The organism is Streptomyces sp. NPDC043738 (assembly GCF_056436545.1).
In genome coordinates this window covers 66,220-80,589 of sequence record NZ_JBWKCJ010000007.1, presented here as the reverse complement: position 1 = coordinate 80,589, position 14,370 = coordinate 66,220, and the positions used below count along the sequence as shown (strand labels likewise).

Annotated in this window: 13 protein-coding genes; 10 read left to right on the top strand and 3 right to left on the bottom strand. The window is 70.5% G+C overall.

What is annotated here, in order from left to right; genetic code table 11:
* Positions 1-182 precede the first annotated feature (182 nt).
* Positions 183-2,570, top strand: a complete 2,388-nt coding sequence (locus AC0680_RS12190; protein WP_478627289.1) for a hypothetical protein — start codon at positions 183-185, stop codon at positions 2,568-2,570.
* Positions 2,571-2,662: 92 nt separating this feature from the next.
* Here the strand turns inward: AC0680_RS12190 and AC0680_RS12185 are convergent, their stop codons facing one another.
* Entirely contained in the window at positions 2,663-2,989 is a 327-nt protein-coding gene (locus AC0680_RS12185; protein WP_478627287.1) for a hypothetical protein, read from the bottom strand.
* 329 nt (positions 2,990-3,318) lie between these two features.
* Here AC0680_RS12185 and glpK point away from each other — a divergent pair, with 329 nt between their 5' ends.
* The 3 genes from glpK (at position 3,319) to AC0680_RS12170 (ending at position 6,238) form a co-directional block, all read left to right on the top strand.
* Complete coding sequence (gene glpK / locus AC0680_RS12180) at positions 3,319-4,842, top strand: glycerol kinase GlpK (protein WP_478627285.1); 1,524 nt, start codon at positions 3,319-3,321, stop codon at positions 4,840-4,842.
* A 63-nt stretch (positions 4,843-4,905) separates the two neighbouring features.
* Positions 4,906-5,583, top strand: coding sequence for a TerB family tellurite resistance protein (locus AC0680_RS12175; protein ID WP_478627283.1), 678 nt, complete (start codon positions 4,906-4,908; stop codon positions 5,581-5,583).
* A gap of 148 nt (positions 5,584-5,731) precedes the next feature.
* Positions 5,732-6,238 (top strand): ATP-binding protein, encoded by a 507-nt coding sequence (locus AC0680_RS12170; RefSeq protein WP_478627280.1) that lies wholly within the window; start codon positions 5,732-5,734, stop codon positions 6,236-6,238.
* 7 nt (positions 6,239-6,245) lie between these two features.
* Here the strand turns inward: AC0680_RS12170 and AC0680_RS12165 are convergent, their stop codons facing one another.
* The gene (locus AC0680_RS12165; protein ID WP_478627278.1) at positions 6,246-6,863 is read right to left on the bottom strand and encodes a YdcF family protein; all 618 of its coding nucleotides are present in this window, start codon (positions 6,861-6,863) and stop codon (positions 6,246-6,248) included.
* A 243-nt stretch (positions 6,864-7,106) separates the two neighbouring features.
* On the opposite strand from AC0680_RS12165, the gene AC0680_RS12160 reads away from it, so the two are divergent.
* Positions 7,107-7,871: an NAD(P)-binding domain-containing protein gene (locus AC0680_RS12160; protein WP_478627277.1), complete on the top strand. Its 765-nt coding sequence runs from the start codon at positions 7,107-7,109 to the stop codon at positions 7,869-7,871.
* Between the two features lie 67 nt (positions 7,872-7,938).
* Here AC0680_RS12160 and AC0680_RS12155 read toward each other — a convergent pair whose 3' ends face one another.
* A complete protein-coding gene (locus AC0680_RS12155) occupies positions 7,939-8,607 on the bottom strand; it encodes a TetR/AcrR family transcriptional regulator (protein ID WP_478627274.1) in 669 nt (222 codons plus the stop codon).
* Positions 8,608-8,700: 93 nt separating this feature from the next.
* Between AC0680_RS12155 and AC0680_RS12150 the strand changes: the two genes are divergently transcribed.
* The 5 genes from AC0680_RS12150 to AC0680_RS12130 all read left to right on the top strand — a co-directional run bounded on the left by AC0680_RS12150 (position 8,701) and on the right by AC0680_RS12130 (position 14,337).
* A complete protein-coding gene (locus tag AC0680_RS12150) occupies positions 8,701-10,137 on the top strand; it encodes an amidase (RefSeq protein WP_478627272.1) in 1,437 nt (478 codons plus the stop codon).
* 308 nt (positions 10,138-10,445) lie between these two features.
* On the top strand, positions 10,446-10,994 hold the full coding sequence (locus AC0680_RS12145; RefSeq protein WP_478627269.1) for a type 1 glutamine amidotransferase domain-containing protein: 549 nt from the start codon (positions 10,446-10,448) through the stop codon (positions 10,992-10,994).
* Between the two features lie 205 nt (positions 10,995-11,199).
* Complete coding sequence (locus tag AC0680_RS12140; protein WP_478627267.1) at positions 11,200-12,999, top strand: thiamine pyrophosphate-requiring protein; 1,800 nt, start codon at positions 11,200-11,202, stop codon at positions 12,997-12,999.
* A 304-nt stretch (positions 13,000-13,303) separates the two neighbouring features.
* Positions 13,304-13,843 (top strand): cysteine hydrolase family protein, encoded by a 540-nt coding sequence (locus AC0680_RS12135; protein ID WP_478627265.1) that lies wholly within the window; start codon positions 13,304-13,306, stop codon positions 13,841-13,843.
* Positions 13,844-14,010: 167 nt separating this feature from the next.
* Positions 14,011-14,337 (top strand): plasmid stabilization protein, encoded by a 327-nt coding sequence (locus tag AC0680_RS12130; protein WP_478627262.1) that lies wholly within the window; start codon positions 14,011-14,013, stop codon positions 14,335-14,337.
* Positions 14,338-14,370: the final 33 nt, after the last annotated feature.

Genomic DNA, 14,370 nt, shown 5'->3' with positions numbered 1-14,370 from the left:
AAGACCGACAGACGCCGGACGCCGACGGTTCGGCCCCGTGCCGCCCGTGACGCCCGGCCACACCACTTTCATCCGCCAGGGCGCGATGTGCCCGGCAGGCCGGCTCACCGGGTTTTCCGTCGCCGGGACTCTTCCCGCCCTGCCCCACCATGTCCCGGCCGTGCCCGGGTCCAGGAGGCGGCATGACCACGCAAGAATCCGGCTCGCGGAGCGAGTTCGACACACTCGTCCGTGCCGTAGTGGACGAAATCGCACACCGTACCGGAGGTGACGTCGGCATCAGGCCCCAAGTGGGCCAGGACGTCGAACAGGCCCGTGCCCAGGGCCAGCGCAGCGGCGTCTATCGCCGCACCGAGCAGCCGATCTCCCACCTGTTGGAACGGGGCGGTGCCCAGGCCATGCCAATGCCGGGTACGGGCCCGTCCGGTGAGGCACAGTCGGCCGCCGGGCCCATGACCTCACCCGCGGCCGTGCCGGAGGCCGGCCCCACCGCCGAGCAGTGGACGACGGCCGGTCAGACACCGGCCGAGACCGTCCGGTCCAGGGCCGCCGCGGGCTCGTTCGAGGAACTGCGCGTGGACGTGGACGGGCCGGCGCCCACCATGACCGTGTCCGGTACCGTCTGGCGGCTTCCCACCGGCGGGGCCACCTGGCTCGCCGAAGTCGTCAGGCAGGCGGACGGCTCTCTGGTCGGCCCCATCAGCTACCGGGACGGCAACGCTTCGCTGCGCCCCGGCACCAGCATCCGGGTGCAGCTCACCGGCCAGCCACCGCTCCAGCCGTTCGGCGCCGTGGTGACCTTCATGAAGCCGGGCACACCGGACGAAATGGTTGGCTACACCCAGGCGACCCCGCACTTCCGCGAGGTCGGTATCGAGTACGACCGCGTCGAGGACGCCGTGCAGATCGACGCCTACTCGCTGCACGACCATCCGGTGCGGCCGCAGGACCTCCCCGACATCACGCTCACCGTGGAGGACGCGTTCACCCGCCAGGGCATTCAGGTCACCCGCAACGGCGGCAGCAACGTGATTCCGCTGTCGGCCGCCGTCAACGGCCGCTGGTCCGACATCGAGATGCACGACGCCATGCAGCAGCACTGGTCCCAATGGCGCCCCGGCCCCACCGGTGAGGGCATCGCCCAGTGGCAGGTGTGGACGCTCTTCGCCGGGCTGCACGACGAGGGGAAAGACCTCGGCGGCATCATGTTCGACGACATCGGCGCCGCCCAGCGGCAAGGCTGCGCGATCTTCTCCAAATCCTTCATCTCCGATCGCCCGCCGAACGACCCCGCGCCCGAGGCCTACGTCCGCAGGATGGGCTTCTGGACCGCCGTGCACGAGATCGGTCACTGCTTCAACCTCGCCCACGCATGGCAGAAGTCGCTGCGCACCCCCTGGATGCCGCTGACCGACGAGCCCGAGGGGCGCAGCTTCATGAACTACCCGTTCCTGGTGACCGGCGGACCGCAGGCGTTCTTCTCGGACTTCCGCTACTTCTTCTCCGAGGACGAACTGCGCTTCCTGCGGCACGCACCGGAGCGGTTCGTGGAGCAGGGCAACATCCCGTGGTTCGACCACCACGGTTTCGAACAGGCACGGCGCAGCGGGTCCGACGGGGCGCTTCAACTCACCCTGCGGGTCAACCGCGACGCCGACCGGCAAGGGGCGTACCGCTTCGCCATGCTTGAGCCGGTGATCGGTGAGCTGAAGCTGACCAACACCTCCACCGTCCCCAAGATGGTGGACCGCAACACGTTGGTGGGCGACAACCTCAGCGTCTTCGTCCGGCGTGAGGACGGCACCGAGGCCAGCGTCCTCCAGCCGTATCTGCGCTACTGCAAGCAGCCCGCGCCCGTGATGGTGCAGCCCGGGGAGTCGCTGTACGAGCAGGTGGTGCTGTCCTTCGGCGTCGGCGGCTGGAAGATCGCGGAGCCGGGCGCGTACCAGGTCTACGCGGCCCTGCGCACCGCCCCCGAGAACGCTTCGTCCGCCGTGTCCGCCGCCCCGACCGGCCAGGTCCTGGCCGCCCCGCTCCCCATCCGGGTGGAGCGCCCGGCCAGCCGCGAACAGGAGCGGCTCGCCGACGACGTCTGCACCGACACCGTCGGACGCGTCCTGGCACTGGGCGGCAGCCGGGTGATGGACGACGCCAACGACGTACTGCGCGAGGTGACCGACCGGATCCCCGACGAACTGGTGGCCAAACACGCCGCCGCATGCCTGAGCACGGCCGCCACCATCCCGGGCAAGGTCATGTCCGACGGTGGCGCGCGGCGCATCGAGGCGCGGGGGACGGACACGGACGCCGGTATGCAGCTGGCCCGGCACGCGTACGAGGACCTCGACACCGCGGCCGAGACCTTCGGTCATATCCGGCTCACCCGGAACGTCGAGGCCATCGCGGTCGCGCTGGACGAACAGGACAGGCGTGAGCCTGCCACCCAACTGCTCGGCCGGCTCGCCCAGACCCTGCAGGACCGTCAGGTCAAACCACGGGTCGTGGAGCGGGTGCAGCAGCTGGAACAACGGATCGCCGGCAGCGACGGTTCGGGTAGCGGGCGGACCTGACTGAGGACGGCGACGCCCGCGGCAGCCCCCCGCCGGGGCTTCCATGCGGGCGTCGCCGGCCCGGGCATCGCCACGCCACCACGGACAGGCTCCTAGCCGTTCTCCCGCCCGGGAAGTGACGCCCCCTGGAGGAACGCCCGGTAGGCGTCCGCGGCGTCATCCTCCACGGTCGGCCCGTCCGGTCCGTACCGTGTGTCGCTCCGGTCGCGTTTGGGCCCGGATATCCAGAAATCCTCATGGGTTTCGACGTCGTAGAAGTTCGCGTCGGACAACCCGAGTCCCGTGCCACGCCGCAGGGTCCGCCCTTGGAAGTAGGCCGTCTTCCAGGTCTTGGAGAAGTCCACCCACCCGATCCACGAGGGCCCGCGGTCGGTGCCGTGGCCCGTCTTGAGCTGCACGAACATGATTCTGCGAGGCATCGTCCCAGCTTGGCCGATCGTGCCACTCCGGCAAACCGATTTTTCGGATCGATGCGGTGATTACGCCCTTCCAGACCTGAGGGGGCGCGGAGGTTACCGGCGGGCAACCCCTTGACGTCATGCTCGGGCCCGGCAAGACTGCCGCCCAACGGTCGACATTGTCGAACAGTGGACGGTAATCGGGGCAGCGTCGCCCCGATCGGGGCCATGGCCGGGTGCGGTCGACGGGCTGGACCAGCGCTTCGCCGCACCAGCCGGCTTTTTTGCCCGCATGCACAGCACGCCCCCGCCGTCCCCCGCACCGTATTGAGCCGCTCCAGGAGCACACTGTGACCGACGCGCACACCGCCGGCCCGTTCATCGCCGCGATCGATCAGGGCACCACCTCCAGTCGCTGCATCGTCTTCGACCGGGACGGCCGGATCGTCTCGGTCGACCAGAAGGAGCACGAGCAGATCTTCCCCAGGCCGGGCTGGGTGGAGCACGACGCCGGCGAGATCTGGGCCAACGTCCAGGAGGTGGTCACCGGCGCCCTCGACAAGGCCGGGATCACCCGCGCCGGCCTCAGGGCGATCGGCATCACCAACCAGCGCGAGACCACCGTCCTGTGGGACAGGCACACCGGTGAGCCGGTGCACAACGCCCTCGTCTGGCAGGACACCCGCACCGACGCGCTCTGCAAGGAGCTCGGCCGCAACGTCGGCCAGGACCGCTTCCGCCGGGAGACCGGCCTGCCGCTGGCGTCGTACTTCGCCGGCCCGAAGATCCGCTGGCTCCTGGACAACGTCGAGGGTCTGCGCGAACGCGCGGAAGCCGGGGACATCCTCTTCGGGACCATGGATTCCTGGCTCATCTGGAACCTCACCGGCGGCCCGTCCGGCGGCGTCCACGTCACCGACGTCACCAACGCCTCGCGCACCATGCTGATGAATCTGCACACCATGGAGTGGGACGCGAACATCTGCGCCTCCATGGGGATCCCGGCCGCCGTCCTCCCGGAGATCCGCTCCTCCTCCGAGGTGTACGGCATCGCCGGCGGACTCCTGTACGGCGTGCCGGTCGCCGCCGCAATCGGCGATCAACAGGCGGCGCTCTTCGGCCAGACCTGCTTCGCCGAGGGCGAGGCCAAGTCGACATACGGCACGGGCACCTTCCTGCTGATGAACACCGGCCACCAGCCCGTCAACTCGCACAGCGGGCTGCTGACGACGGTCGGCTACCGGATCGGCGGACAGGCACCGGTCTACGCCCTGGAGGGCTCCATCGCGGTCACCGGTTCGCTGGTGCAGTGGATGCGCGACCAGATGGGGCTCATCAACAGCGCGGCCGAGATCGAGACCCTCGCCAGCACGGTTGACGGCAACGGCGGCGCCTACTTCGTACCGGCCTTCTCCGGCCTGTTCGCCCCCTACTGGCGCTCGGACGCCCGCGGCATGATCGCGGGTCTGACCCGCTACGTCACCAAGGCGCACATCGCCCGCGCCGTGCTGGAGGCCACCGCCTGGCAGACCCGCGAGATCGTCGACGCGATGCACAAGGACTCCGGCGTCGCGCTGACCGCACTGAAGGTCGACGGCGGTATGACCTCCAACAACCTGCTGATGCAGACGATCTCGGACTTCCTGGACGCGCCCGTGGTGCGCCCGATGCTCTCGGAGACCACGTGTCTCGGCGCCGCCTACGCCGCCGGCCTGGCCGTCGGCTTCTGGCCCGACACCGACGCGCTGCGCGCCAATTGGCGCCGGGCCGCCGAGTGGACCCCCCGAATGGACACTGCCGAACGCGACCGCGAGTACAAGCGCTGGCTCAAGGCGGTCGAGCGGACCACGGGCTGGATCGACGAGGAGCGCTGAGGACGCCATGGGCACCCGCCCCTCCAAGGGCCCCCGGCCTGCCGGTGCGGAAGGACCGAGGCGATGAACGGGCGCGTACGGGGAGTCCGCACGACCTGGCGCACGGTTGGCGACGGCGAGTTCTTCTGTCCCGGTTGCGGCGGCGACCGCAGCTACCTCCGGCGCACCGGCCGCCTTCGGCTCGTCCTCCTGGGCATCCCCCTCCCGAGCACCGACCTCAGGCTCGCGGTCGAGTGCGCCGGCTGCCGGACCTGTTTCGGGACCGACGTGCTCGACCGCCCCACCAGCACCCGCCTTTCGGCGATGCTCCGCGACGCCGTGCACACCGTCGCCCTCGCGGTCCTCGCCGCCGGCGGCTTCGAGGATGCCGCGGTGCGTGAGGCCGCGGTCGGTGCGGTGCGCGACGCCGGTTTCGCCGACTGCACCGAGGAGCAGCTGGTCGGCCTCCTCAAGGCGCGAGCCGTCGCCACCGGGCGGCCGCGCAGCGGGCACATGGACGCCACCGATGACGGCGGCCCGGCGCTCACCATCGAAGTACACGAGGCCCTCGGCCCGATCGCCGCCCACTTGGCCCGGGTCGGGAGTCAGGGGCTGCTGCTGCGGGGCGCCCGCATCGCCCTGGCCGACGGGCCGTACACCCCGGGGGAGCACCGGGCCCTGGCCGCGGTCGGCCGGGCACTGCTCCTCAGCCGTGAGGACACCGAACGGCTGCTGGCTGCCGCGGCCCGTACGCCGTCGTGAGGTGCCGAACGGGCCCGGTCCGGAGAGGCGACAGACGACAGAGGGCAGGCGAACTGGCGGTACCGGGCAGCAGTCGACAGCAGCGCAGCGAAAGGACAGACGGCGTCGGGCAGCACAACGCCGCCGCGACTGGAGAAGGGCTCCACGCATGCACCACGCACACGCCGGTCCCTCCGTGACCGTCCCGGTAAGGCGCCCCGGGCCGGTCTCCCCTGGCGCATCGGCGCTGCCGCGACTTCTGCTTCCCCGACCGGCGGCCCGGCACGCGGTGATCACCCTGCCCGCTGAGAAGAGCCGGGTGCGCACCGTACGCCGCTTCGTCCTGGCTCATCTCAACCGCTGGGGTGTGGCCGAAGAAGACCGGGACCGCATCGAGCTCATCGTCGGGGAGCTGGCCGGCAACGCGGCCCGCCACGGACGGGCCGACATGACGGTGCACCTGTCTCTGGACGGCCGGGACGTGTGCGTCGACGTCCACGACACCGGCGCACCGACCTGGCCGTGCCCGCACTCCGCCAGGCCGCGGGACGAACGCGGCCGCGGCCTGGGCATCGTCGGTCATCTGGCCGACTGGACCGACACCCGGCACCAGCGACACGGCTGGCGCGCCCGCGCCGGTCTCCGCGTCGTGCTGCCGGTCTGCGCGGCGGCGTGACGGCCGGCTAGCGGGTGTCCGCGCGCGAGGGCTTCCGGTCGGCGGCTTGGAGACCGTGGAGCGTCCTGAGCCCGTACAGGGCCAGCAGCGGTTTGACTACCGCCCACTCGCCGGGGCGGTAGTCGTCCGCGGGCACGAGTCTCTCGGCGAGGTCGGGGCGCTGGCGGCGCAGGTACGCGCGGGCCTTGAGCCCGTGAGCCGGCTGGGACACGATCTTGATGTGATCCGCTCCTTCGAGCAGTGGAATCACCTTCGCGATGTTCTCCCACGTCGTCCTGCTCTGGTCCTCGATGAGCACGCGGCCGTCGAACCCCAGCACAGACTTCGCGTAGTCGGCCATCAACCGGGCTTCGGCAGGGCCGCCACCCGCCGAACCTCCGCTGAAGATCACCTGGGTGTCATGCGCACTGCCGGAGGCGGCGGATCGCAGCCCGGCGCGGACTCGCCACCGGTTGACGATGTTGATCGACGGGTGCGGATTTCGGTAGCCCAGCACAACGACGGCCCCTGAACCGCCGTCACGTTCCCTCCCGACGAGCGTTCGAGACCATCGCCAGTTCAACCACTCGCCCCAGGCCAGGGCGGCAACTGCCCCTCCTGCCGCTGTCACCCACGCTGTTCGCATGCGGCGAGCCTAGGCCCTGCCCGATGGGTCAGGGTCGAAAAGGCCCAAGCCCCGAGGCGGCAGGTCAGGAGGGCACCGGCCGCGCCGCAGACGGCTCAACCTGCGGTGGGTTCCGAGGACTCCTGAGAACTCCGCACGAAATGATCTTCAAGGTGGTTGGATCGCGCACGTACAAGCAGCGGTGGCTCGGGCGTCGCAGTGCGAACCGCCGCTGCCGGGGACGACCAGGGAGACACGGACACAGTGGAACGCATCGGGATCATCGGCGTGGGCGAGATCGGCCGGGCCATCGTGGACGGCCTGTGCGACGGCGTGCAGCAGCCGCCGGAGATCTACCTCTCGCCACGAGGGTCCCGTACGGCCGCCGAGCTGTCCCGGCAGTATCCGAACGTGCGGGTCTGCGCCGACAACCAGGACGTGGTGAACCGCTCCGAGACGGTGCTCATCGCCGTCCGCCCCCAGGACCGCTCCGAGGCACTCGCCGGACTCCGGATCGGCGGCGACAGCGTCGTGGTCAGCGTCATGGCGGGCATCGGCATCAGCGAGTTGCGCCAGACGCTCGGCACCGACGCCCCGCTGGTGCGTGCCATCCCGCTGCCCGCCGTGCGCGAACGCCGGTCCGTCACCGTCACGTGCCCCTCCCATCCGGTCGTGGACGCGCTCTTCGACCGCCTCGGCGGGGCGCTCCCCGTCGCGGACGAAGCGGCCCTCAACGTCTTCTCCGCACTGACGGCCACGCTGACCAGCCACTACTGGTACCTGGCCACGCTCACCGACTGGGCCTCCCGGCAGGGCGTGCCCGCCAAGGACGCGGACCGGTACATCCGCGGTCTCTTCCAGGGCGTCGAGCGTTCGCTGGGTGACGAGGGGCGCTCCCTTCACCAGCTCGCGGGCGACCACGAGACCCCGAACGGGATCAACGAGCGCATCCGCACCACCTGGTTCGACGCGGCCAACTCCGAGGCCCTGACCAAGGCGCTCGACGCGCTCCTCGCCGACCTCACCTAGCCACGTCGACGCAAGGCGGGTGCCGGGCACCCCGCTGCCGTCGCTGCGGCGGCGGGGCCCGGCCCTGCTATCGCTGTGACGGGGGGTCCTGGCCGTCGGTCTCCCGGGCCGGTTGCCGGGCGAGTGCGGTCCAGGAGCGCAGGAGCAGGTCGAAGGCGTCGACGACGACGTCGTCCGGGATGCCGTCGGGGGTCAGCAGACGCTGGATGAGCAGGCCGTCCTCCAGGGCGTGGACGATCAGGGCCAGGAACGCGGGGTCGGCGGGCGAGGTGACGCCGCGGGAGGCGAACGCCTGCTCCAGACCGGTGGTGTGGGCGTCGCGGGCGAGGAGTTCGCGTTCGCCGAGCAGCGGACGCAGTTCGTCGTTCCGCAGGGCGTACAGGACGAGCTCCATGCGCAGCGCGAGCCATTGGGGCAGGTGCCGGGCTCGGTCGCGGTTCCAGGCCCGGAGTCCGTCGAGGGCGTCGGCGCCGGAGGCGGCGTCCTGGGTGAGGGAGCGGACTTCCTCGAGTTCGCGGCGTGTGCGGTCGTGGAGCAGCTCGGCGACGAGGGCGTTCTTGTCCTCGAAGTTCCCGTAGAAGGCGCCGCGGGTGTAGCCGGCGCGCTCGGCGATCTGCTCGACGGAGGTGCCGTTGACGCCGCGTTCGGTGAACAGCTCGGCGGCGGCGGCCAGCAGGCGGTGCCGGGTCTGCTGTCGGCTCTCTTCGCGGGTCAGGCGCTTGCGTTCAGATGTCACGGCGGCATCCTACGGTCCACCGGCGCCCAAATATTCAATTCTGTATCCAGATACAGTTCTGTATCTTTGCTGCTCGGAGCGAAGGGAGGCCCGATGGGGGCGAACGAACTGTGGCCGCTGGAGGCGACGGAGCTGGCGAAGCTGGTGGCGTCCGGGGAGGTGTCCGCGGCGGAGGCCGTGGAGGCGCACCTGGAGCGGATCGCCGAGGTGAACCCGCGGGTGAACGCGGTGACCCGGCTGCTGGAGGACAGCGCCCGGCAGGCGGCGCGGGAGACCGACCGGCGCCGGGCCGCCGGCGACCGGCTGGGTCCGTTGGCCGGCGTGCCGTTCACGGTGAAGGAGAACATCCACGTCGCCGGCTCGGCGACCACGCACGGCGTGCCGTACTTCCGCGACTGGGTGGCGCAGGCGGACGCGCCCCCGGTACGGCGACTGCGCGCGGCCGGGGCGATTCCGATCGGACGCACCAACATGCCCGACCTGGCGATCGCCGGGCTGCACACGGTCAGCCGGCTGTTCGGGGAAACCGTCAACCCGTGGGACCCGCAGCGCACTCCCGGCGGCACCAGCGGCGGCGACGCGGTCGCGGTGGCGACCGGCATGGCGGCGCTGGGGCTGGGCAACGACTCCGGCGGGTCGGTGCGCAACCCGGCGACCTTCAACGGTGTCGCGGGGCTGAAGCCCAGCTACGGGCGGTTCCCGGCAGACCACCGGATGAGCGACCAGGAGCCGGTCCTGGGCCACCAACTCTTCCCGGTGGACGGGCCGTTGGCCCGGTCGGTGGCGGACCTGCGGGCGGCGTACGAGGTGCTCGCAGGGACGGACCCGCAGGACCCGCGAGCCGTTCCGGCCCCGCTGTACGGGCCGGAGGCGAACGCACCGGTGCGGGTCGGCGTGGTGACCGACCCCGGCGGCCGGGGCGACGTCCACCCGGACGTGCGCGCGGCGATCGAGGCGGCGGCAGCAGCCCTGGAGGACGCCGGGCACCCCGTCGAGGAGGTGGAGGTACCGCGGCTGCAGGACGCCCTCGACGGCTACGACGCACTGCTGCGGACCGAGTTCTCCCTGGCCTGGCCGATGCTCAGGCGGCTGCTCACCGACGACAGCGCCCGCCACATCGAGCTGGACATCCAACGCCACCCGGCTGTGGGGCTGGAGGAGTACGTCCGGCAGACCGGCGTGCGCCTGGGGGTCCAGCGCGCGTGGGCCCGCCTCTTCGAGCACTGTCCGCTGTTGCTCGGACCGGTGTCCACGCAGCCGATACCCGAGCCAGTGGTGCCGCGGACCGCTGAGGAGCGCGACGCGACGTTCACCCCGATGCGGCTGCTGACCGCGTCGACGTACGTGGGGGTGCCGGCCGTGGCCGTGCCCACCGGAATCGCGTCCGGGCTGCCGCAGGGCGTCCAGGTCATGGCAGGCATGTACCGCGAGGACCTGTGCCTGGACGCGGCGCAGCGGATCGAGGAGCGCCTCGGCGTACTCACCCCGCTCGACCCACGTCCGCGCCGTCGCGACGCGGGGGAGAGGTAGGCGGCCGCGCGGTCCGTCTGCCTGTTTCGTCGGCACTCCTCCGGGCACGCGGGCGAAGAGGGCGGCCTCACCGGCGCCGCGGAGCCCGTGAGCCGTTCGGTTACCCCGGGGCGCATCCGGCCTAATCGGGCCCGAACGGGCATGAGCGGTTCCGCCCGGCGGGAATCGGTCTGGGGGCGCCCGCGGCCCGCCGCCGCGCCTCCCGTGCGGCCGGACACATACGTCCGGCCGGCACCGACACACAGAAGACCGGCACCGACACCACGGAAGACCGGCCTTGACACCACAGAAGAAAGGAACGACATCCTATGCAGATCGCCTTTCTGGTAGCGCCCGAAGGTGTGGAACAGGTCGAACTGACCGAACCCTGGCAAGCGGTCCTGAACTCGGGTGACGTTCCGCAACTGGTGTCCACCCGAAGCGGACGGATTCAGGCGTTCCACCACTTGGACAAGGCCGATACCTTCTCGGTGGACCGTACGGTCGGCACCACGGAAGTGACGGAGTACGGCGGCCTGGTTCTGCCCGGCGGCGTCGCCAACCCCGATGCCCTGCGCATGGACAAGGACGCGGTCGCCTTCGTCAGGGCCTTCTTCGAGCGGGGCAGGCCGGTGGCGGCCATCTGTCACGCGCCGTGGACGCTGATCGAGGCCGACGTCGTGCGAGGGCGCACGCTGACCTCCTGGCCCAGCCTGCAGACCGACATCCGCAACGCTGGAGGAACCTGGGTGGACGAGCAGGTCAAGGTGTGCACCGCGGGCCACAACACGCTGATCACCAGCCGGAAGCCGGGGGACCTGAAGGCCTTCTGCGCGACCTTCGTCTCGGAATTCGCCCAGGCGGGAAGGGCCGCCTGAGGCAGCGCACAAGCAGCAGGAACAGTGACGAGCGCACTCGGACGCAACACCGTCCGCCGCTTCCTCTGAGCTCCCGCAGCGAACTGCTACCGCGCTGCGGCCCCGGATCGAGGCCGGGACGCCGGTCGTCGGACCGGAACCGTGGTGCGCCGTCTTCCGCTGCGACCCTCCCGAGCTGTTCCCCGACGACGAAAGAGGATCACGCGTGTCGACCAAGGTCTCCGACCACATACTCCAGCGGCTGCGCGAATGGGACGTCGAGCAGGTCTTCGGCTACGCCGGGGACGGTATCAACGGGCTGCTCGCCGCCTGGGAACGCGCCGACGACAAGCCGAAGTTCGTTCAGGCGCGGCACGAGGAGATGGCTGCCTTCCAGGCCGTCGGGTATGCCAAGTTCTCCGGCAGGGTCGGCGTCTGCGCGGCCACGTCCGGGCCCGGTGCGATCCATCTGCTCAACGGCCTCTACGACGCAAAGCTCGACCACGTACCCGTCGTGGCGATCGTCGGGCAGACCGACCGCAGCGCCATGGGCGGCTCCTACCAGCAGGAAGTCGACCTGCAGAGCCTGTACAAGGACGTCGCCTCCGACTTCTGCGAGATGGTGACCGTCCCCGAGCAGCTGCCGAACGCCATCGACCGGGCGATCCGCACCGCCTACGGCCGGCGGACGGTGACGGCGGTGATCGTCCCGGCGGACGTCCAGGAACTGGACTACTCGCCGCCGACGCACGCCTTCAAGATGGTCCCCTCCAGCCTCGGGATCGCCTCGTACGCGCCGGTCCCGACCGAGGACGACCTCGCCCGCGCGGCCGAGGTGCTCAACTCCGGGGAGAAGGTCGCCATCCTGATCGGGCAGGGCGCCCGCGGGGCACGCCCCGAGGTGGAGCAGGCCGCCGAGGTGCTCGGCGCGGGAGTGGCCAAGGCACTGCTGGGCAAGGACGCGCTCCCCGACGACCTTCCGTACGTCACCGGCGCCATCGGCCTGCTGGGGACCCGTCCCTCCTACGAGCTGATGCAGGGCTGCGACACCCTGCTGGTCATCGGATCCAGCTTCCCCTACACCCAGTTCATGCCGGAGCTCGACCAGGCACGGGCGGTCCAGATCGAGATCGACCCCCACATGGTCGGGATGCGCTATCCCTTCGAGGTCAATCTCGTCGGGGACGCGCGGGCGACGCTGCGGCGGTTGATCCCTCAGCTCGAGCGCAAGAAGCACGGCAACTGGCGGAAGAAGATCGAGAAGGACACCGCACGGTGGTGGGAGGTGATGGAGCGGCGGGCCGCCGTGGAAGCCGATCCGATCAACCCGGAGTACGTCGTGCACGCGCTGGATCCGCTGCTGCCGGACGATGTCATCCTGGCCGCGGACTCCGGCTCGGCCGCCAACTGGTACGCACGGCATCTGCGGATGCGCGGCACGATGCGAGGTTCGCTGTCCGGGACGCTGGCCACCATGGGGCCGGGAGTGCCGTATGCCATCGGTGCGAAGTTCGCCCATCCGGGCCGGCCGGCACTGGCCCTCGTCGGGGACGGCGCCATGCAGATGAACGGCATGGCCGAGCTCATCACCGCGGCCAAGTACTGGCAGGAGTGGAGCGACCCGCGACTCATCGTCGCCGTCCTGAACAACCAGGACCTCAACCAGGTGACGTGGGAGATGCGTGCGATGGCCGGCGCCCCGCAGTTCCTCGCCTCGCAGGCGATCCCCGATGTGCCCTACGCCGATTTCGCCCGGTCCATCGGGCTCGGCGGGACCAGGGTGGACAAGCCCGGCGAGGTCGAGGACGCCTGGCGTCAGGCGCTCGCCGCCGACCGGCCCTTCGTCATCGACTTCCGCACCGACCCGGCCGTGCCCCCGATTCCGCCGCATGCCGGCCTCGATCAGATCGAGGCCGCGGCCACCGCGGTCCTCAAGGGCGACAGCGACCGAGCGGCGATGGTCAAGCAGGGCCTGAAGGCCAAGGTCCAGGAGTTCCTCCCGGGCCGGAAGCACCACCAGGACTGACGGCACGGCACAACGCCGGGGCCCCGGCCCAGCATGGACCGGCCGGCTCCGGCGCGGGTGCGAGGCGGTCCGCCGCGCGGCACAGTGAGAGAGGCGGCATCCGGAGAAAGGCGGGCGGACCCGTGGGGAGCAGGAACGGACCGACGACGTACCGAGGCACAGGGCTCCCGGAGCGGTTCCCGGAGGCGGGGCCGTGACGACCGGCGGGACAGGCTTCGACGAGCGGACCCCGCGCCGGCTCCGCGCCCTGCTCGACGCTCGCCGCCGCGAACGCCCGGGGTCGAGCTGAACAGGGCCCCTCGCCATGTCCGCCACCGCACTCGTCGTGATCGACATGCTCAACTCCTACGAGCACGAGGACGCCGAACTGCTACTGCCCTCGGTGCGCACGGTCCTGCCGCACCTCACCTCGCTGATCGAACGGGCTCGCCGGAGCGATATCGAGGTCATTTACGTCAACGACAATTTCGGGCTGTGGCGCTCACACCATGATGAACTGCTCGACACCGTGCTCAGTGGCCCCCACGCGGACCTGGTGGAGCCGGTCCGCCCGGACGATGCCGCACTGTTCGTGGTCAAGGCGCGACACTCGATCTTCTACCAGACGCCCCTGGAATATCTGCTGCGTCAGCACGGCATCGACAGGATTGTGCTCTGCGGTCAGGTCACCGAACAATGCGTGCTCTACTCGGCGCTCGACGCCCATATCCGGCACATCGGTGTCACTGTCGTCGAGGACGCCTGTGCGCATATCCACCAGGACCTCGCGGAGGCCGCCCTGCGCATGATGGAACGCAATATGCAGGCCCGTATCGTCAGTTCCACCGCCGAGGAACTCTTCTGAACGGGAGGTCCGGCTCCGCTGCCGAGCATGGGAGGACTTCCGCTTCTCGACCTCGCCCGATCGGCTGTCCTGGCCTCGGGCGCAACCCTCGAAAAGGGGCGAAAATGGATGCGTGACCGGCGGTCGCCGCCGGGACGCCGCCACACGCCCACGGACTAGGAGTGCCCATGCCTGCAGGTTCGAGCAAGAAGCGCGAGCGTCAATACGAGCACATCAAGGAGGGCGCCGAACAGCGGGGCGAATCGACCAAGCGGGCGAAGGAGATCGCCGCCCGGACCGTGAACAAGGAACGGGCCCGCTCCGGCGAGTCGAAGACCGCGAGCAGGGTCTCCACCCAGGACAGGAAGTCCGCTTCGCAACGCGGCGGCGAACGGTCCCACAGCGGATCCCAGGGCCCCACCAAGGATCAACTGTACGAGGAGGCCAAGAAGAAGAACATCGAAGGCCGCTCCAACATGAGCAAGCAGCAGCTCCGCAATGCCCTCGGCCGGTGAACGCCGCCCTTCGCCCCCCTGATGCCGCGAGCC

Excerpts from the sequence above, each read along its gene's own strand:
- AC0680_RS12190 (WP_478627289.1), top strand. The coding sequence starts at position 183 with ATGACCACGCAAGAATCCGGCTCGCGGAGCGAGTTCGACACACTCGTC.
- AC0680_RS12185 (WP_478627287.1), bottom strand. The coding sequence starts at position 2,989 with ATGCCTCGCAGAATCATGTTCGTGCAGCTCAAGACGGGCCACGGCACC.
- AC0680_RS12175 (WP_478627283.1), top strand. The coding sequence starts at position 4,906 with ATGAACGGGCGCGTACGGGGAGTCCGCACGACCTGGCGCACGGTTGGC.
- AC0680_RS12170 (WP_478627280.1), top strand. The coding sequence starts at position 5,732 with ATGCACCACGCACACGCCGGTCCCTCCGTGACCGTCCCGGTAAGGCGC.
- AC0680_RS12165 (WP_478627278.1), bottom strand. The coding sequence starts at position 6,863 with ATGCGAACAGCGTGGGTGACAGCGGCAGGAGGGGCAGTTGCCGCCCTG.
- AC0680_RS12150 (WP_478627272.1), top strand. The coding sequence starts at position 8,701 with ATGGGGGCGAACGAACTGTGGCCGCTGGAGGCGACGGAGCTGGCGAAG.
- AC0680_RS12145 (WP_478627269.1), top strand. The coding sequence starts at position 10,446 with ATGCAGATCGCCTTTCTGGTAGCGCCCGAAGGTGTGGAACAGGTCGAA.
- AC0680_RS12135 (WP_478627265.1), top strand. The coding sequence starts at position 13,304 with ATGTCCGCCACCGCACTCGTCGTGATCGACATGCTCAACTCCTACGAG.
- AC0680_RS12130 (WP_478627262.1), top strand. The coding sequence starts at position 14,011 with ATGCCTGCAGGTTCGAGCAAGAAGCGCGAGCGTCAATACGAGCACATC.